The 19,735-nt window shown below is 59.8% G+C and carries 8 protein-coding genes; 4 read left to right on the top strand and 4 right to left on the bottom strand.

Features of this window, described 5'->3' with window-relative positions; genetic code table 11:
- Positions 1–4: 4 nt before the first annotated feature.
- Genes CU048_04845 through CU048_04835 form a run of 3 tightly spaced genes read right to left on the bottom strand, consistent with a single transcriptional unit; the run spans position 5 to position 12,305 of the window.
- Positions 5–2,548 (bottom strand): condensation protein, encoded by a 2,544-nt coding sequence (locus tag CU048_04845; protein ID QBR70717.1) that lies wholly within the window; start codon positions 2,546–2,548, stop codon positions 5–7.
- Positions 2,545–10,428: a non-ribosomal peptide synthetase gene (locus CU048_04840; GenBank protein ID QBR70716.1), complete on the bottom strand. Its 7,884-nt coding sequence runs from the start codon at positions 10,426–10,428 to the stop codon at positions 2,545–2,547. The genes CU048_04845 and CU048_04840 overlap by 4 nt, the downstream gene beginning before the upstream one ends.
- Positions 10,428–12,305, bottom strand: a complete 1,878-nt coding sequence (locus CU048_04835) for a thioester reductase (protein QBR70715.1) — start codon at positions 12,303–12,305, stop codon at positions 10,428–10,430. The genes CU048_04840 and CU048_04835 overlap by 1 nt, the downstream gene beginning before the upstream one ends.
- A 626-nt stretch (positions 12,306–12,931) precedes the next feature.
- Here CU048_04835 and CU048_04830 point away from each other — a divergent pair.
- Together CU048_04830 and pyk are read left to right on the top strand one after the other, a co-directional pair.
- Positions 12,932–13,363, top strand: coding sequence for a hypothetical protein (locus CU048_04830; protein ID QBR70714.1), 432 nt, complete (start codon positions 12,932–12,934; stop codon positions 13,361–13,363).
- 20 nt (positions 13,364–13,383) lie between these two features.
- Positions 13,384–14,817 (top strand): pyruvate kinase, encoded by a 1,434-nt coding sequence (pyk, locus tag CU048_04825; GenBank protein QBR70713.1) that lies wholly within the window; start codon positions 13,384–13,386, stop codon positions 14,815–14,817.
- 19 nt (positions 14,818–14,836) lie between these two features.
- On the opposite strand, the gene CU048_04820 is transcribed toward pyk, so the two are convergent.
- Positions 14,837–17,032, bottom strand: coding sequence for a penicillin-binding protein (locus tag CU048_04820; GenBank protein QBR70712.1), 2,196 nt, complete (start codon positions 17,030–17,032; stop codon positions 14,837–14,839).
- Between the two features lie 483 nt (positions 17,033–17,515).
- On the opposite strand from CU048_04820, the gene CU048_04815 reads away from it, so the two are divergent.
- The gene (locus CU048_04815) at positions 17,516–18,634 is read left to right on the top strand and encodes a DNA polymerase III subunit beta (protein ID QBR70711.1); all 1,119 of its coding nucleotides are present in this window, start codon (positions 17,516–17,518) and stop codon (positions 18,632–18,634) included.
- A 174-nt stretch (positions 18,635–18,808) separates the two neighbouring features.
- Positions 18,809–19,597, top strand: a complete 789-nt coding sequence (locus CU048_04810) for an inositol monophosphatase (protein ID QBR70710.1) — start codon at positions 18,809–18,811, stop codon at positions 19,595–19,597.
- Positions 19,598–19,735: the final 138 nt, after the last annotated feature.

Raw genomic sequence — 19,735 nt, 5'->3', positions numbered from 1 at the left:
CTGGTTAAGGGGCGGAAGCTTTCGCTGGAGCCATGCGGTCGCGCTCCGCGTCTACTTCTTCAAACAAGGGACGCAAATGCTCGCCGATGAGGGTCGCCGAGTCGCCTTGGAACATGTCTCCGTGCCAGCTTGGTATTCTTTGCATGAAGAGCCGTCCCTGGATAAATTTAGGCCAGCCCATGGTTTGATCAGCGAAACCGGTGGGTATTTCGTTGCTTTGAAAAATCATCACGTCGCCAACGCATGGCGAGGCTTGATAGGCGTTGCGCGCCTCTTCCAGATGGGAGAGGAACCACCAATTGCCCCAATTATTGTCCCGCAAATTGGTCAGATCGACGGCGCTGATCAGGCCAAGTTTGGCTGCAAGACCCATGATCCCGCTTTTCCGGAAGAAAGCGTAGGAGGCGAGTACCTCCGCGGCCGTCGATTTGCCGCTTCGGAGAAGGGCAAACCGATGCTTGATCATATGGATCCGGTATGACCAGCCGAGGAGAAAGCGACGAAAGAAGGGAAGCTGCTCAATGAAACCAGGCGCCCAGATATCGCTCAAGATGAGCAGAGGGACCGACTCTCCAGCCTGCCTCAACTGCTGTGCCGCTTCATAGGCAATAGTTCCTGAGATACAGATTCCGCACAGAATATAGGGACCGTGCGGCTGCGCCTCGCGAATGAGCTTCACATAATCGGCGGCAATATCGCTCATGCTGCGTGGCGCCAATGGTTTCGGCACGCTTGGATTGAACAATTGGATGCCGATGAACGGTCGTTCCGGAAACACCGTTTTCGCGATGTTGTAATACATCATCGTATTGTTGAGGGCGATGACGGGGGTTTTATCGCCGAGCGGCTGAATTTGGACGATATTCCAAGGTTCGAGCGTTGGCTTGTCTCGCGAGATTTGTGCAGCGAATTCTCGGATCGTCGGCGCCTGAAACAGCGTCATGACGCCGACCTTGACCCCGAAGCTGCCCGAGATTCTGGTGACAAGCCGCATCGCAAGCAGGGAATGCCCCCCAAGTTCGAAGAAGTTCGAATTCGGATTGATGTCGGTGACCTGGAGGACATCCTGCCAAATCGCCATCAACCGAGCCTCGACGTCGTTCGGCTGAACGCTGTCCGCTGCCGCGGGAAGATTGATGTGCGCAGGAGCCTCTTCTGGCGTCAAACTTTCCCGCACGGGCGGAATAAGCGCGGACAGCTTCGTGTGAGGATTAGAAACCGCCAACTCAAAAGTCGAGACGAGGAAATCGAGCAACCGCTCGGCTGTGCGCTTGTCGAACAGGTCGAGGTTGAACTCAAGGGCCATCCGCCAGCCCTCCGGCCAGCGCAGCATGAAGAAATTGAGATCGTACAGCGAGCCAGTGGAATGGGATGGCTGTCTCAGCAGGACGAAGTCGCCGTATTTCTGTTCCTCCCTCACGTCATTCAAGACGGCGAAATTGATTGAAATGAGCGGGGTGCGTTTTGGGTCGCGCGGCGGATTCAGAGCCTCCACCAATTTGTGGAAGGGCATGCGCTGATGAATCAGCGCATCCTGAACCGTTCCGTTCACCTGCTTTAGAAATTCTGTGAAGGACGGATCGCCCGACGCATCGAACCGAAGTACGAGATTATTGATGAAGATCCCGATCATGTTCTCAAGGTCTTGCTCATCTCGCCCGGCAATCTGGGTGCCGATGATCACATCGGTTCCGCCGGTATAGCGGTGCAGCATCGCTGCCATCACCGCGCATCCGAGGCTGAAAAAAGTCAGATTTTGTTTGCGCGCGGCCTCTTCCAGCCCGTCCCCAAGCTCTTTGGGAAGGATGGCAGCGACGATTTCGCCGCGATGCGTCGGCCGGGCGGGTCGCGGATGGTCAGGACTGACTTCGAAATAGGGCGCGCCGCCGAGTTTGCCCTTCCAGTAGGCAATCTCGGAAGCGAGATTGCCACCGGCGAAATATTCCTTCTGCCAACGGCAATAATCGCCATACTGCAGCTGCAGCTCAGGGAGATTGTGCGGACGTTTGGCGTCGAGGGCCGCTGCAATGACGCCGAGCTCATTCGCGAGAACCCGAATGGACATGCCGTCGAAGACGATCTGGTGGAGGGTCAGCAGCAGATAGGCGCGATCAGGGGCCAGTCGCAACATGGTCACGCGGATCAGCGGCAATTGGCTGATGTCAATCGGCAAGTGGGCTTCCCGCCGGCCAATTTCCATCGCTTCGTCCAACCGCTTCTCTTCAGGAAGGATCGTCAGGTCGACGACCGACAGCCTGAAATTGAAATGGCTGACCACTTCCTGAACGGGTTCGCCATTTTTTTCGACGAAGCACGTCCGCAATATCTCATGCCGGTCGATGATTGTTTGAAACGCCTGCTCGATGGTCGAAGGATTGAATTGACCTTTGAGCTCCCAACGCAAAGCGATGTTGAGCGCTGCAGTGCCGGGATCCAGCGCGTAAATAAACCAGCATCGCTCCTGCGACGACGAGCAAGGAAACAGCAGTTCGTCGCCGGGCTCGACCTCCGGTTCAAACTTGTCAAGCATGCTGTGATGTGACGTCATTGCTGTCCCCCGCCAGCCGCGCGGCGCCTGAAACTTCGCAGCGAGGGTGCAGCGTTGCGAGCCGCAAGAGTTTGGTCGTTTGCTGCCAGAGCCAGTTCGGCGATGGTTGGGTGCCGCATCAAATGCGCGGCTTCAAGGCCGAGGTTGTGCTCCCTCATTCGGGCTGCGATGCGAAACAGGTCGATCGAATCGGCACCCAGAGCGAAAAGATTTTCGTCAATGCCAACTTGGCCAACCCGCAGCACGCTGCTCCAGATCTCGGCAAGCTGGGTTTCCGTCGGATTACGCGGCGGCGTGATGACTCGCTCGGGGGCTGCCTGCGCGGCATCGGGGCGTGGCAGCGCCTTGCGATTGATTTTGCCGTTTTGGGTCCGGGGGAGCGCGTCGAGTCGTAGGATTCGCGCCGGCACCATGTAATCTGGCAGCTCCTTCAACAGTTTCGCGCGAAGATCGGTCAAGTTTCCGATGGCATCTTCGGGCGCCACGATATAGCCGACGAGATTATCGTCATGGACGGCGGCGGCCACTTCCTGCCGGCCGGAAAGACGCCTGAGCGCATCTTCAACATCGCCCAATTCGATGCGGAACCCGCGCAATTTGATTTGCTGGTCTATCCGCCCAAGCAACTCGAAACGATGATTGGCAAGGTAACGGGCGCGATCCCCGGTCCGATACAGCTGCATCTTGCGGTCGTCGGAGAACGGATGTTGCGTGAAGCTTTGCGCGGTGAGCGCCTGATTTTTATAATATCCGCGGGCGAGCCCGGCTCCGGCAATGCAAAGTTCGCCTTCAACTCCGATGGCCGCCGTATTGCCGGCCGCATCAAGAATGTAAAGCTGCGTGTTGGCAATGGGGCGCCCGAAATCGACGGGACCGTCCCCTTGCCGTTCAGCGACCGACCAGATCGTCGTTTCGGTCGGCCCATACATGTTCCACAAATCGCCGCCGGCAGCCAGATCCTGCGCGAGCTGTTTGTCAAGCGCCTCGCCGCCGCATAGAATTTTCAGTCCCTTGAGTTCGAGCCCTGCTTCAAGCAACACCCGCCACAAGGCCGGAGTGGCTTGCATCATTGTCGCCGAGGTGCGTCGGATCAATTCGACAAGGCGGAAGGGATCGAGGGTATCGGCACGGCTCGCGATCGTAAGCTCCGCCCCCGACGTCAAGGGCAGAAAGATTTCGAGCGCGGCAATATCGAAGCAGGGTGTCGTCACGGCGAGGAACACATCGTCGGCGCCGATGCCAGGGGATTGGCGCATGGCACCCAGAAGATTCACGACCGAGCGATGTTCGATGTCGATGCCTTTTGGGCGCCCTGTCGAGCCGGAGGTGAAGATTCGATAGGCAAGATCCGTCGGCTGGACAATCGGAAGCTCCGGCCTTGGCCGCGCGATCTTGACCGCCTCGGCATCGTCGATGTGGACGCGCACCGGGACCGGCGCCTTGATGTCGGCTCCCAGCCGCGTCGAGGTCAAAACGATCTGAACGTCCGCTTCACTGAGAATGGCTTCAACGCGGGCGGGCGGATAGATGGGATCGAGGGGAACATAGGCCGCGCCGGATTTAAGAATGCCCAGCAAGGCGACGACCAGTTCAATGGAACGGTCGAGATAGACCGCGACGGGGGTCTCCCGCGCGACGCCGGCATCGAGGAGGCGCCCAGCGAGATTATCCGCATGCGCGACAAGTTCGCGATAGGTAATGGAGCGATCTTCAAATCGAACGGCGATCGCGTCCGGGGTCGCGGCTGCCTGCAGGTCGATCAATCCATGAATGCTATGCTCGGGGATGGGGCAGCCCGGGCCCGTAAGCGCAGAATGAAGCGAGTCTTCCTGCGCCTTTGTCAGCATCGGCAGCCGCAAAGCCGCCCGGTCCATATCCTGGGCGATGGCCGTAAGCAGAGTCCGGTAATGGTCGACCCAACGTTCAATCGTCGACCGATCAAATAGATCGGTGCTGTAGTCGCAATCGATCGTCAGGCCATGATCGCCGGCGATCACATTAAAGAACAGGTCGAAATTCACGAAGCGCTTGGGATTGGCGTCGGTCCTCGCCGCCAGGTCCTCGAATTGAAGATTGTTCTCCAGACGCTCCAAATTGAATTGCGCATCGATCAGGGGGAGCCGGTTGACGCTGCGTGGCATCTCAAGCGCGCGGACAAGCGAGCCGAAGGTGTAGCTCTGATGATCGGTGGCATCGAGAAGCAGTTTTTGCGTTTTGGTTGCCGCCTCGCTGAAAGAGATGGCGGCGGGAAACTGGCTTCGCAGCGGCAGAAAGTTGACGCAATGGCCGACCAGCGATCCCTCGCCATGCAAGCTTTGCCCGGCAGTCGGAATACCGACCACGATGTCGTCTTGGCCGCTCAGTCGGGCCAGCAGAAGCTGATAGGCGGTCAAGAGCACCGAGAAAAATGTGCAGCCCTTGCGTGCCGCGGCCTGCTTGACCGCATCGGTCAGCGAGCGGTCGATCGTGGCTCGAACCGTATTGCCGCGAAAACTCTTGAGCGGGGGGCGACCGCGATCCAGCGGCAGAGCCAACGGCTCCGGCAGCTGTGCAAACTGTTGCAACCAGTAGGCTTCCGTCTCCTTTTCCACCGCGCCATGGTGAAGGGCATAGTCGACGAAGCTGTGCGGCGCCGGCAGGTCGGTGGGGGTGCCGCGCAGGCGGGCTGAATAGAGCGCGCCCAATTCTTCCAGAATAATATTCGTCGACCAGCCGTCGCACACAATGTGGTGCGCGGTTATGACCAGCGCATGCCGCGCCTGAGCCGTGTCTGCAACCAGGGTGAAACGAATCAGCGGGCCGGCGCCCAGATCGAAGGGGTTTGAGGCCTCGTCCTCGAGAACAGCTTGCAGAAGCGACTCATAGGATTGAGCCGCTTCCGGCGTATGGATCGTGAAGCTGATCGAGGGGTCGGGCGAGACAGTGAAACTATCGCCCGAGGGTTCAAAGTGCAGGCGCAGGGCATCGTGGCGGTGCAGCAAGTCGCGGATCGCTTTCCGCAACGCTTCCACGTCGAGCTGGCCGTCCAGATGCAGGGTCACCGATTCGTTGAAGGCGCTCGATGCGGCATCGCCAAGTTGGGCCGAGAGCCAAATTTCCATCTGGCTCTGGGTCAACTGGCCTTGGCGGGCGGCCGTCTGCTTCGGGGGCTGCCCGAAAAGTCCGACCTTCGCCATCTCGGCCGAAGCCCAATCGAACGCATCGACGATTTTTGCAAGATCCGCATCGTCATGGGCGGTGGTCAGGAAGCACGGAAAGCCTTCCTGGATGTGAAGGCCGCGCTCGCGCAGCAAATAGTAAAACAGCGATCCGAAATGTTGTTCGGGCCCGAATTTGAAGAAGAAGACCGAACGGAATTGTTGAATTTCGACCGGGACGCCATGGCGTTCGAAGATCGCGTTCAGACGCGCCACCAGACCCTCGGCCCGCTCCGACAAATGCTGCTGCAGGGCCGGACCCGCCGCCTTCAGATGTTTCAGCACCGCGGCCGTTGCGGCCAGCGTCAGCGGATGGCGCACGAATGTGCCGGCAAAGAAGGTAACGCCGGCAGCGGGGAAGGACTCATCCCCATATTGCCAATATCCGCCGTCGAGCGCGTCCATGAATTGTGCCTTGCCGGCCAATATGCCGATCGGCATTCCGCCGCCGACCACCTTGCCGTAGGTAACCAAATCGGCGCGGATATCGAACAAGGCCTGCACGCCGCCGGGATGGACGCGGAAACCGGTGACGATTTCGTCCAAGATCAGGCAAGTGCCGGTTTTTGCCGTCAGTTCGCGCAAGGACTCCAGGAATTTGCGGGGCCGGAAACTCGGGCGCCGGCTTTGCACCGGTTCGACCAGGACGGCTGCCAATTCATGGCAGTGCTGTTCAAGCCAGGCGAGGCTTTCGGGGGTTCCGTAATCCAGAATGGTGATGTTGGAGATCGACTCCGACGGTATGCCGGGAGCGATCGGGAAAACCCGCGAAACGCCGTCCTTGAACGTGCCACGCGCCAGCACTTCGTCGAACTGGCCATGGTAATCGCCGGTGAAATACACGATCCGGTTACGGCCGGTTACCGTCCGGGCAATCCGCATCGCGGCCATGACCGCTTCGGAGCCGGTATTGCAAAAGGTCATCCGCTCGTTGCCGGTCAGATCGCAGAAGAGCTTGGCGACTTCGCCGGCGAGCGGCGTCTGCGGCCCGATCTCAAAGCCCGCGTTGATTTGCGCGATCAGCGCATCGCGGATGAAGTCGGGGGCGTGCCCGAAGGCGGTCGGACCAAATCCGTTGAGAATGTCGATGTACTCATTGCCGTCGACGTCCCAAAGCTTGGAGCCGGCCGAACGAACCGTCACGATCGGATAAACGATTTCTTTCCATTCCGGATGGAAACCCGCGGCAACCCGGGGATCGGCCAGGACCGCGCGCGAGGCTTGGGTCATGGCCTTGGAACCTGGAGTACGCCGGGTATAGCGCTCGATCAGATCGGCGACGAAACGCTGCTGCTCGGCATTGAGCCCAGTATCCATCGCCGGTGCGAACGGCTTGAAAGGTCCGAAAGCCTCAACCGGCTTCTTTTCGACACTTGGCTTTGCTTGCGGAACTGCAGGGACCTGCGGTGCTTTCGGGGCTGGTGCTTGTTGGGCGATCGGCGCCGGCGGAGCGCTGGCGGGCGCGGCGCCACCCATCTGGCGCAAAGTATCAAGCTGCCGATTGATGAGATCGGTCATGCTGGCGAGCTGCGCGGCCATCACCTGCTCGATTCCTTGCGTCGGCGCGGCAGTCCCCTGGATCGAGGGTGCGAAGGTGGTCTGGCGGGGCGCCGCAGAGGGAAGGCCCTCGGCTTGGACTGTCTGGATCGGCGAAGCGGCAGCTTCAGCGACCACAAAATCCACGGCGATTCGATCCAAGTGCTGGGTGAGCGCGTCGATCGTCGCCAGATCACCCATCATTTCACGGAAGCTGACTGCAACTTTGAAGCGAGTCTTGATGGCCTGGCTCGCCTGGGTCAGGAAAAGCGAATCGAAACCGAGTTCAAGAAAGCTTGTGCTGCCCGGCGCACCTGCGACATCGATGCCCGAAAGGCTCTCGAGGAGAGTGGCGAGTTCGGCACGGACGGCGGCTTGGCGATCCGGCTTTGCGGGTGAGGGCACGATTTCGGGAGCCAGGTTGGGTGTGTCGTGAGCCATGGCGATGACGCTGTCTCCTTCAGGTGCGACGACCTCATTGAGGTTCTTGACGGCATCGACAAAGTAGCGTTGCCGTTGGAATGGGTAGGTAGGCAAAGTGACACGCCGGTGCGGTGCGGCTTCATACAAGGCGTGCCAGTCTGGCAATGCTCCCGTCGCCCACACGCGCCCGAGTGTTTCGAGGAAGACCTCGTCGGCGGCGCGCGCTTCGCTGGGATCGGGCAAGGAGTTGGCGATCAAGGGGGCTCGGCGCCTTGTCGGCTCACTCTGGCGGGCAAGACTGGACAGCGTACGCCCTGGGCCGACTTCGATTAGGACCGGAGATAAAGACTCCGTGAGCGTTTCGAGTGCCGCGGCGTACCGGACCGTTTCGCGGCAATGCCCTGCCCAGTAAAGGGGATCCGTTGCCTGCTCCGCCGTGATCCAATTTCCGGTCAAGGTCGAAACATAAGGAATGGTGGGTGGATTTAGCGAGATCTTGCGCAAGATCCCCGCCAGCGGTTCGACCACTGGATCGACCATCGCCGAATGAAATGCGTGGGATGTCCGCAACCGCCGGCATCCGACCCCGCGGCCGGTAAGTTGTGCTTCGAAAGCGTCGATGGCCGTCAGTGGGCCGGCCACCGTGCAGGCGGCCTCGGCGTTGACCGCCGCAATCGACAGTTCGGCCGGCAAGCAGGCCAATAATTCGGCCTCCTTGAGCATGACCGCCAGCATTCCACCTTTCGGGAGGTCTTGCATCATGGCGCCGCGCGCCGCGACAACGACCAAAGCATCTTCGAGCCGCATCACGCCGGAGAGCGTTGCGGCCACGAACTCACCGACGCTGTGGCCGATCATGGCCGCCGGCTCGATCTTCAGGCTTCGCCACAAGGCTGCGACCGAGTAGCTGATGCTGAAAAGGGCTGGCTGGGCCAGCGATGTTGCCTGAAGGCGCAGGCCCGCGTCAGCGGCGCCGCCAAACAGAATGGTGCGGAGATCGAGACCGAGCAAGGGTTCGAGAATTACCGCGCATTGATCGAGCGCGCGCTGGAATGCGGGGTAGCGCCGGTACAGGGCCTCTCCCATGCCTGGGTATTGCGCGCCCTGGCCGGGAAACTGGAACGCCACCTTCGGTGCGGCGGCGACAACCGCTTGCGTTTTGTCCGCAACGCGCAGTTTTGCGATTAAACCGCGCTTGTCGTCGGCAACGCAGCTGAAACGATGGCTGAATGCACGCCGGCCAGTCTGCAATGTGAAAGCGATGTCGCCGAGGCTCTGATCCTCGATTCTTTCGAGGTGAGCGGCAAGGCGCTCGCGAGCCTCGGCCAGCGCGGTTTCATCGCGGGCGGACACAACAATCAATTGCGTGGTGTCGTCTTCCTGGACAGCTTCGGCCGCAACCTGAGGCGCTTCCTCGATGACCAGATGGACGTTCGTGCCCCCGACGCCGGCAGCACTCACTCCAGCCCGCCGCGGTTGAGCGCCACGCGGCCAGGGACGGAGTTCGGCACTGACAAAAAACGGGCTATTTTCGAGTTCGAGTTTCGGATTGGGCGTCTTGAAATGAAGCGTCGCCGGCAGGCTTTCATGCTTGAGCGACAAGATCGTTTTGATGAGACCAGTGACCCCCGACGCGATATCGAGATGGCCGATGTTTGTCTTGACCGTGCCGATCGCGCAAAAGCCCTTCTTATCCGTCGTCGCGCGGAACGCCTTGGTGAGGCCCGCGACTTCGATGGGATCGCCAAGCGGCGTGGCGGTGCCATGGCACTCGACATAAGAAATGGAATCGGCCGAGACGTCCGCGACGGCGTGGGCCACGGCGATCGCCTTCGCCTGGCCATCGCTGCTGGGTGCCGTATAGCCAACTTTCCTGGCGCCGTCGTTATTGACGGCGCTGCCGCGAATGATCGCATGGATGGGGTCGCCATCGGCGAGGGCCGCCTCCAGCCGCTTCAGTAGGACGACGCCCGCGCCGCTGCCGAACACGGTGCCGGCGGCGTCGGCGTCGAATGTGCGGCAATGGCCGTCCGGCGAGACCATGCCGCCTTCCTGGTAGAGATAGCCGCGCTTTTGCGGAAAGGTGATCGACACCCCGCCGGCCAGCGCCATATCAGCGCGGAAATCCAGAATGCACTGGCAAGCCTCGGCGATGGCCAGCAGCGAAGTCGAGCAAGCCGATTGGACGGTGAGCGCGGGACCTCGGAGATCGAGCTTATAGGCCGTTCGCGTCGCAATGAAATCGCTGCCATTGCCCATCAGCGTCGGATATTCGCCGACCTGATAGTTGCCGGTAAAACATTCAACACGCCGACGATCGCTCAACACATTGTAAAGAAGATAGGTGCCAACACTGCTGCCGGCGTAGACAGCGATGTCCCCCTTGTAGGCGGCAGGATCATATCCGGCGCTTTCCAGGGCTTCCCAAGCGATCTCCAGAAACACCCGCTGCTGGGGATCGGTAAGTTCGGCCTCGCGGGGCAGAAAATTGAAGAAACCGGCGTCGAAGAGTTCCGCACCCTCAAGGAGGGCTCTCGCGTTCACATAGTGACCCTGACCGGCAATCGACCGGCCGTAGGCATCCTCAAGTTCCTCAGGTGGAAAATGAGTGATGGATTCGACACCGCGCCGAAGATTGTCCCAAAAGGCTTCAAGTGTCGGCGCGCCGGGAAATCGCCCGGCCATGCCAATCACGGCGATGGCGGAAAGATTATCTTCGGACATTAGTTACCTGTTGTTAAATTTGCGCGAAAGGCGGAGATGGCGGCGCGATTTTGGTTCGCGCGGCGCTGGAGCGCTCCCTGCGTCGCGGCTTGTGATGTAGCCTCGATGGTTTGCGCACCCACGAGACGTCCGTGCAGAAGCCGGATCGTCGGCAGATCGAATAAATCTCGAATTGCAAACTTGCCCGGGAAAAATTGTTCGAGTTCGGCGTGGACCCCCAGAAGCTGCAAGGAAGTTCCACCGAGGTCGAAAAAGTTCTGGTCAACATCAATTGTGTCAAGGCTAAGCTGGCGACGCCAGACATCGGCAAGGATGGCTTCTTCGGGCGTGCTGAAATTGCCGTTTGCCGGTTTTTGTTCGCGCGTCTGCGCGGCGAGACGACTCAACGTAAGACGATCGATCTTCCCCGTCTTGGTGAGCGGAAATTCGTCGATAATTTCGAGACGCGCCGGGATCAAATGAGGGGGCAAGTGTTGCGTAGAGGTCGCCCGGAACGCAGCCTCGGAAATGGAAGCATCGCGAAGCGGGATAACAAAAGCCACAAGATGCTTTGCATGACCCGATAGGGCGCAGGCCACGACCGCGATATCGGTCAGCGAGAGGTGCCGGCGTAGCACGGCTTCGACATGCTCCGGCTCGATTCTGAAGCCGTTCACCTTGATCTGATTATCCATGCGGCCGAGAAAATGCAGCATGCCCGTCTCATCGCGCCGAACAAGATCGCCAGTGCGATAAAGCCGCTGCGCAGGGTCTTCCGGGTCTGCGATGAACCTGCCTTCGGTGAGATCCGGCGCGTTCAGGTAGCCGAGCGCCAGCCCTATGCCGCCGACATAAAGTTCTCCGGGCGTGCCCTCGGGGACGGCGCGCATATCGGCGTCCAATATGCGCATAACCGTTCCGGCGACAGGCAAGCCGATTGGGACCGGTTGATCGACCGGCAGTTCCGGCGGCGCGGTATAGCAGGTCGTAAAGGTTGTGTTCTCGGTCGGTCCGTAAACGGAGATGAAACGACCGGAGTCGAGAACTTGTGCCGCCTTGGCGACATGCGTTGGCGACATGACATCGCCGCCCGAGACGAGATAGCGGAGCTTGCGCAAGGGTTCGGGGCGCTGATCGATCATCAGATTGAAAAGGCCGCTTGTCAGGAAAAGTGTTGTCACGGCCTGCTCTTCGATCGCGGCGGCGATGGTGTCGAGGCTCAGCAGGCCCGCCGAAGGAATAACCAGTTCGGCGCCGTTGAGCAGCGCGCCCCAGATTTCAAAAATCGAAGCGTCGAAGGCTAAGGGTGAGGCCTGGAGGAAGATTTGATCCGGCGAAAACTCCATATAGCCGGGATCTTTGACCAGGCGCACGATGGCGGCATGAGGAATAACCACACCTTTTGGCTGCCCAGTTGAGCCGGAGGTGAACATAACGCAGGCTGGATCGGCGCCCGTTACGGTTACTGTCTGTGCAGGCGCGCCCTGCGGGGCAGTGGCCACCACATCGAGGTTGACGACCGTCGCAATCGATGCGAGTTCCGGGACGCGCCGGAGCGTCACGGAGTCGGAGATCAAATAGGATAATTGGTGCCTGTCGGCGATCTGCAGGAGTTCCGACGGTGGACTATTCGGATCCAACGGAACAAAGACCCCTCCGGCTTTCAGCACGGCGAGGAATGATGTGACGGTCGCAACGGCCCGATCAAGAAGGATCCCGACGAGCGCGCCTTTTCCTATGCCCGCCGCGTGCAACCGCTCGCAAAGTGCGTCGGTTCGGGCGTCGAGTTCAAGGTAGGTAAACCGTTCCGTGGCGCTTCGAATGGCGAACCGGTCGGAGTATTCGGCAACAGCCAGCCGAAAACAGTCCGGCACGTTGTCAGGATAGGATCTGACCATAAATTCCTCAATAAGGATTAGTTATCACACTGATCAAAAGTAATGTGGTTAAGGTACCCCAAGATAAAGCTTGATGGTACACCCAAACGCGCTATTGCAGTCCTTCAAATGGCCGACTAATGAAAATTTAGTGATGTATATTAATATATTTCACAATCTAGATATGGGCCTATTAGACTCGCCCCGTCTCTTCACTACGTCCGGGTGAATTTCTTTGTAGTATTCTACCTCAACAGTATTATGTCGCACATAGAACGCCGACCCTGCTATCTGAGGCGGTTTGACGCAATAATATTGTTGAAGAGCTATACTGTCTCGAGCGACCTCAAAAAGGCGTCCATAGTCGCTTCCCACCCCAGTCCCTGCCGTCCCAAATCGTCCTGCTTTGTAAGTCCGTCCGCGCGGTGTGGAGACAATGACGCGGCATCCGATTTTGTTTGAAGATTGCGCTCCGGGACGCCCTGTGTCTTTAGGGTGCCGAGGGCGACTCTTGATCACTGCGGCAATGCGAAGCGGATAGGCAAGAGGGGAAAGAGTTCGCACCGGCGGGTACCACGCGAAACGGTTGTTCCGAGCATTGGCATGCGATAGGCAGAACTGGTAACAGCAGAGCAATCTTGACCTTGATGAAACAAGCCATTATCCCCGCCGCGATAGCCATTGCCGCCCTGGCGACATTATCGTCCCCGGCAAGAGCGGATTTTCGTCTCTGCAATAATTCAGGCAGCCGAGTGAGCGTCTCCCTTGCTTATACCGATGGGGAGACATGGGTCAGCGAGGGCTGGTGGAATTTAAAAGCAAGCGGTTGCGAGACTTTGGTGCGCGGCCCCCTAGCGGCCGAGTTCTATTACGTCTATGCAATGGATGAGCACGGCGGCGAATGGAAGGGCAAAGCCTTCATGTGTACGCGGGACCGTGAATTCCGGATCATCGGAAGAGAAGATTGTTTCGTGCGCGGCTTCGATAGAACCGGGTTTTTCGAAGTCGATACAGGTAAGGAAGCCAAGAACTGGACCGTTCAGTTAACCGATTCGAACCAGGTTCAGCCGAATCCCTAAATCAATCCAACGAGGCTTAGATGCGGCGGCTTCGCCGATGTAAAATCATCGCGACCCTGGGGCCTGTTTCGGCAAACCCGGCAATGATATCGGCTTTGTTTCACGCCGGCGCCGATCTGTTTCGCATCAACATGAGCCATGCCACGCATGATCAAATGCGTGAGCAAGTGCGCATGATTCGCGCGCTCCAGGAGGAATGCGGGCGGCCGATCGGCATTCTGCTCGACCTGCAAGGCCCCAAACTGCGTATTGGCACGTTCAAGGATCGGGCGGTCCGACTTGTGGCGGGGGATATTTTTACCTTCGACTCGAAGTCCGAGCCGGGAGACCAAAATCGCGTTTGGCTCCCGCATCCCGAAATTCTGCGCGCCCTGCAGCCCGGCCATACGATATTGATCGATGACGGCAAGGTGCGGCTTCATGTTTCCGAATCTACCGGCACGCGGGCCGTGGCCGTCGTCGATGTCGCGGGAGAAGTCTCGAACCGCAAGGGGGTGAGCCTGCCCGACACCGAAATTCCGGTTTCGTCGATTACCGGAAAAGACCGGGCCGATCTCGAGGCGGGGCTTGAGGCAGGCGTCGATTGGATCGCTGTTTCTTTTGTGCAGCGCCCCGATGATGTCGTCGAGGTCAAGAAACTGACCCGCGGCCGCGCGCTGGTGATGTCGAAATTGGAAAAGCCGCAGGCGATTTCGCGGCTCGACGAGATCGTGGAAATTTCCGATGCCTTGATGGTCGCGCGCGGCGATCTCGGCGTCGAGATGCCGCTTGAAAAAGTCCCCGGCCTGCAGAAACGGATCAACCGCACGGCGCGCCGGCTCGGTAAGCCGGTCGTCGTGGCGACGCAGATGCTCGAATCCATGATCAGCGCGCCGGTCCCGACGCGCGCGGAAGTTTCAGATGTGGCGACGGCCGTCTTCGAGGGCGCCGACGCCGTGATGCTGTCGGCTGAAAGTGCTGCCGGCTCTTATCCGGCCGAGGCGGTGGCAACCATGAACAAGATTGCGGAGGAGGTCGAGCGCGACGCCTATTACCGCAGCATCATCAACGCGCAACGCGCTCCGCCCGAAGCGACCAATGCCGATGCGATCGCGATTGCCGTTGCCGCCCGATACTTCGCGGAAACGCTGGATTTGAAGGCCATTGTTGCCTGGACCTCATCGGGCGCGACTGCGTTTCGGATCGCGCGCGAACGGCCTGAGGCCCCGATCCTTGCCCTCACGCCCAATCGAGACACCGCCTGCCGTCTTGCTCTTGTCTGGGGCGTTCATGCGGTTGTCACCAAGGATGCGCACGACGTCGATGATATGTCGAAGCGCGCCTGCAAATTCGCCGGTCGCGAGGGCTTTGCAAAGGCCGGCGAGCGCGTGATTATTATCGCAGGCGTTCCGTTCGGCACCCCGGGCGCGACCAACATGGTTCGCATCGGCTTTCTGGATCGCGATTCCCACTGAGGGCCGGCCGCCAAACAGGTCAGCCACCAAACAGCGACTCGAAAAAATTCGGCTGACTTGGTCTCGTGGCGCGCGGGCGCGCGGGCATGCTACCGGTTGGAATATCCGCAGGAGGTAGGGGCGGTCCCCCGGCTCCGGCGTGGCCGGGCGCTTGCGCGGTCGCATTGATCGATGGGTCCGCGGGCGCATTCGAAGGGGCTCTCGGTCGCGCTTCGCTCCCAAACGGGAATCCGGGCAGGCCCGACGGGAATGGCCAACCATTATTATCCGCCATCGGCGCCCCCGCCGGCGGCAAGAAATTGTCGTCGTGCCAAAGTCCGGCTGGGAGCGGCTGGGGTGGCGTTCCCTGATGCGCCACCTGCATGAATCTCGACCAGATTTCCACCGGAAGATTGCCGCCGGACGCTTTTTTTGTCGGCGAATTATCGTCGTTGCCGAGCCAGACCCCCGCGATGAGATGGCTCGTATATCCGATGAACCAAGCGTCGCGCCAATCCTGGCTCGTGCCGGTCTTTCCGGCCGCTTGCCAGCCCGGCAGCGAGCCCTTGCGCGCCGTGCCGGTCAAAAGCGTTTCCTGCAGCATGCTATTCATCATCGCCACATAATTCGGATCGATGACCCTGCCATTGCTAAACCTCTTGCGTTGATAAAGCAGCTTGCCGCTTGCGGTTCTGACCTTCGCAATAATCTGTGGCTGAACGCCAATCCCGCCATTGGCGAAAGGCGCATAGGCGGTGACGATTTCAAGCGGGGTGACCTCGGACGTGCCGAGCGCGATGGACGGGTTGACGGAGAGATCGGAGACGATGCCCAGACGATGCGCGACCTTGACGATCGCTTTTGGCCCCACCTCCAGGCCCAATCGTACAGCCACGGTGTTCAAGGACAGCGCCAGCGCCTTGGTGAGCGTGACTTGCCCAAAATATTCATGCGAATAATTTTCGGGTTGCCAGCCCTTCACATTGATCGGTGCGTCTTGCCGTATCGAGGCGGGAGTCAGGCCATTTTCAAGCGCCGCCAAATAGACGAAGGGTTTGAATGCCGAGCCCGGCTGGCGCTTGGCAGAGACGGCCCGGTCAAACTGGCTGTCGGCGTAATTTCGGCCGCCGATCAAGACCTTGACCGCGCCGTCCGGGTCGAGCGCAACGAAAGCCCCCTGGCCGACGCCGAAGGTGGCTCCTTTGCGATCCAGCTCTTCGGTCAAAGCCCGCTCGGCGGCCGCTTGCAGCCCCGCGCTCAAGGTCGTTGAAACGACGATATCTTCGTCGATCGCGCCGACGGTATCGTCCAGCGTGTCCATTACGAAATCGGCCGCGTAATTCACCGAATTGGTATTTTGGTCGTGTAAGGCTTGCGCCGGATGGGCCAAAGCGAGCGCGGCCATTGCCTCGGTAATGAAGCCTTCCTGAACCATCGCTGCGATGACTTGCTGGGCCCGCTCATTGGCCCCGGCCGGGTTCCGGTTCGGCGCCAGTCTTGCCGGCGCCTTCATGAGGCCCGCCAAAATCGCCGCCTCCGGCAGGGTGACGTTGCGGGCGGCGTGACCGAAATATTTTTGTGCCGCTGCTTCGACGCCATAGGCGCCCGATCCGAAGTAAACACGGTTCAGGTAGAGTTCGAGAATCTGAGTCTTGGAATATTTATGCTCCAGCCAGAGTGCCAGGATCGCTTCCTGGATTTTTCGGGACATGGTTCTTTCTTGGGTCAGGAACAGGTTCTTGGCGAGCTGCTGGGTCAATGTCGAGCCGCCCTGGACCATGCTTCCGCCGGCCAGATTTCGCGTCAGGGCCCGCAGAATCCCAAAGGGATCGATGCCCCAATGCGAATAGAAGCGCCGATCCTCGATCGCGATAAAAGCTTTGGGCAGATAGGGAGGAAGTTCCGCAATCCGGATGGCGGCACCTCCCGTGTCACCTCGATTGGCGAGCAGCGTTCCATTTTCGTCAAGAATTGCGATATTCGGCGGCCTTTTGGGGACTGCCAGCGCCTCGATCGACGGCAATTTGGCCGCATAATAGGTCACAAGCCCGGCGCCGCCGATGGCGCACCAGACCCCAAGCACGAGGCACCAATAGATCAGGGTGCCAAAAAGGGAGCCATGCTGGTTGCGGCGCCGGCGGGGCGTCTTCGGCTTGGGTCGGGGGGGAGGCCCGGCCGGGACGCTGCCCGAGCCGAAACCCGGTTCGCGACGTTGCGGCCCCACGCGTTTGTTCATGTCCTGACCGCCAGATCGTTGCTCGGTTGCGGGGCAGCATGCCAGGGGTTGCTTAAGGGAGGATAAAGTAAGTCTCCCGGGCCGCGCTCCGCAGACGGCAATTTCCGGTTTTCCGGCATTCGCCCGCCTCGAACGCAGAAAATATCCGCCATCCACTCTCCTGCGGGCAAGATGTTCTCGCCCCATTGCGGTTCATGCCGGCTCGCAGAGCCAGGTGTTTGCATCCCGGACCGGATGGGCCTGACTTGTTCAGGCCAGAAAATGGCAGCCTTTAGGCAGGCGCTCCCCGGATCGCACGCCCTGGCCACCTGCGGCTTTGGTCACTAGACATGCGGGAAGTTGCCCCCACCAAAATTCCGCCAAACGGATGCGGGGCGGTTTCGCGACTTGCGATTTCATTGCAGTCGCGCCAAAGTCTCGCCCCCGGGCGTGGGTCGGAAAAACCCGCGCGAGGCGGGCTGACGAAAGCGCGATTGGACCCTCATGAAAGTCACCCTTGAACGCGCGGCCTTATTGAAATCTCTCGGCCACGTGCATCGCGTCGTGGAGCGCCGCAACACCATACCTATTCTTTCGAACGTGCTGTTGCGGGCCGAGGGCGGATCGCTGCTTCTTAAAGCGACAGACCTGGATCTCGAAGTCGCCGAGCGCCTGCCGGCGGACGTGGGGTTGGGCGGCGCGACGACCTTGCCCGCCCATATTCTCTACGAGATCGTCCGCAAGCTTCCCGATGGCGCCCAAGTGTCGCTCGAAACCGACGGGGAGGCCGGACAATTGCGACTGCGTTCGGGTCGCTCGCGATTTAATCTTCAGTCGCTGCCGGATAGCGATTTTCCGGATCTTGCCGCAGGTGAATTAAGCCATGACTTCAATCTGGCCGCCGGCGACCTCAAGCGATTGATCGACAAGACCCAGTTTGCCATCTCCAATGAGGAAACGCGCTATTACCTCAATGGCATCTTTATGCACACGACAGAGGTCGAAGGCCATATGATGTTGCGCGCCGTCGCGACAGATGGACACAGGCTGGCGAGGGTGGAAATCCCGGCTCCCGAGGGAGCGATTGGCATGCCTGGCGTCATCATTCCCCGGAAGGCCGTGGCGGAAGTTCAAAAGTTGATCGAAGATCCGGCTCGTGACGTCCGTGTGGAAATATCGGCGACCAAGGTGCGCTTCACTTTCGGGGACGTCGTGCTGACCTCGAAACTGATCGACGGGACGTTTCCGGACTATGTGCGCGTCATTCCGTCGGGCAATGACAAGCGGCTCATCGTCGACCGGGCACCCTTCGCCGCCGCGGTCGATCGGGTGTCGACGATTTCATCGGAGCGCGGTCGTGCGGTGAAATTGGCGGTGTCGGACGCCAAGCTTACCCTCTCGGTGACCAATCCGGATTCCGGCTCGGCCCTCGAGGAACTCGATGTCGACTATGATTCGACGCCCCTCGATATCGGCTTCAACGCCCGTTATCTCCTCGATATCACCGAGCAGCTCGACAGCGACACCGTGCTGTTCAAGCTTGCCGATCCGGGTTCGCCGACGCTGGTGCAAGACAAAGACGGCGCGGCCGCTCTTTATGTGTTGATGCCGATGCGTGTTTGAGCCATCCCTTCTCCCGCATTAACTATCGACTCTGCACGATCCTCCCCATCTGCTTCCGCCGGGTTTCATCCGGCCGGCGCGCGCGTGGCCGAAACGCCAAAGACGTGACCTGCGCCAAACGAATTGCGGGGCGCGAAGGAGAGGGCAGGTCGGTCTCTTGGACAAGGCATTTGTATGATCAGATCCGCCCTTATGAACGTCATGACCGCGGCCGCTCTCAAGGCCGGGCGGGGCTTGAAGCGCGACTTCGGCGAGGTCGAAAATCTGCAGGTCTCGGTAAAAGGGCCTGGCGATTTCGTGTCGGCGGCAGATCGGAAAGCCGAAAAAACTCTCTACGAGGAGTTGGCTAGGGCGCGACCTGGCTATGGCTTCGTTCTGGAAGAAAGCGGCCGGATCGAAGGCGCCGACAAGAGCCATTCCTGGTTCATTGATCCTTTGGACGGCACCAGCAATTTCTTGCATGGATTGCCGATCTTCGCGATCTCGATCGGTCTCGAGCGCGAAGGCCAGATCGTTGCCGGGCTGGTCTATAATCCGGCGAATGGCGACATGTTCATCGCCGAGAAAGGCCAGGGCGCTTTTTACAACAACCGGCGGCTGCGTGTCGCGGCGCGTTCCGAGATGAGCGATTCTCTGATCGGCTGCGGGATTCCGCATCTTGGCAAGGCCAGGGAGCATTCACGCTTCATGGCTGAATTGGCCGCCGTCATGGCAAAAGCCGGCAATGTGCGCCGCCTCGGTGCGGCGGCCCTCGATCTTTGTTTTGTGGCGTCTGGAAGCTATGATGGCTTCTGGGAGCGTAATTTGCAGGCTTGGGATATGGCGGCGGGGATTATCATCATAAAGGAAGCCGGCGGGTTCGTGACCGACGCCGATGGCGGCTCCGATATGCTCACAAAAGGGTCCATCTGCGCCGGCAATGAGGCGATCCAGCGCGATCTTCTGAAACTCATCCGAGCCTGACAGGATTTCGCCGGCCTGGGGGAAAATTCATCCGGCCTCGCCAGGTGGCTTGCGCCGACCCGGATGAGCCGATATATCCCTTCGCGACCGAGGCTTGATCCTAACCGAGAGGGCTAGGGCATGATCCTAAGAAGTTCC

It is taken from the genome of Beijerinckiaceae bacterium (assembly GCA_004564215.1).
Lineage (GTDB): Bacteria > Pseudomonadota > Alphaproteobacteria > Rhizobiales > Beijerinckiaceae > Methylocapsa.
The sequence above is the reverse complement of the archived record's forward strand: the minus strand, read 5'-3'. Positions and strand labels throughout refer to the sequence as shown.

Bases quoted from the DNA above. Each gene is read 5' to 3' on its own strand.
- CU048_04845 (QBR70717.1), bottom strand. From the start codon at position 2,548: ATGACGTCACATCACAGCATGCTTGACAAGTTTGAACCGGAGGTCGAG.
- CU048_04840 (QBR70716.1), bottom strand. From the start codon at position 10,428: ATGTCCGAAGATAATCTTTCCGCCATCGCCGTGATTGGCATGGCCGGG.
- CU048_04835 (QBR70715.1), bottom strand. From the start codon at position 12,305: ATGGTCAGATCCTATCCTGACAACGTGCCGGACTGTTTTCGGCTGGCT.
- CU048_04830 (QBR70714.1), top strand. From the start codon at position 12,932: ATGAAACAAGCCATTATCCCCGCCGCGATAGCCATTGCCGCCCTGGCG.
- pyk (QBR70713.1), top strand. From the start codon at position 13,384: ATGCGGCGGCTTCGCCGATGTAAAATCATCGCGACCCTGGGGCCTGTT.
- CU048_04820 (QBR70712.1), bottom strand. From the start codon at position 17,032: ATGAACAAACGCGTGGGGCCGCAACGTCGCGAACCGGGTTTCGGCTCG.
- CU048_04815 (QBR70711.1), top strand. From the start codon at position 17,516: ATGAAAGTCACCCTTGAACGCGCGGCCTTATTGAAATCTCTCGGCCAC.
- CU048_04810 (QBR70710.1), top strand. From the start codon at position 18,809: ATGATCAGATCCGCCCTTATGAACGTCATGACCGCGGCCGCTCTCAAG.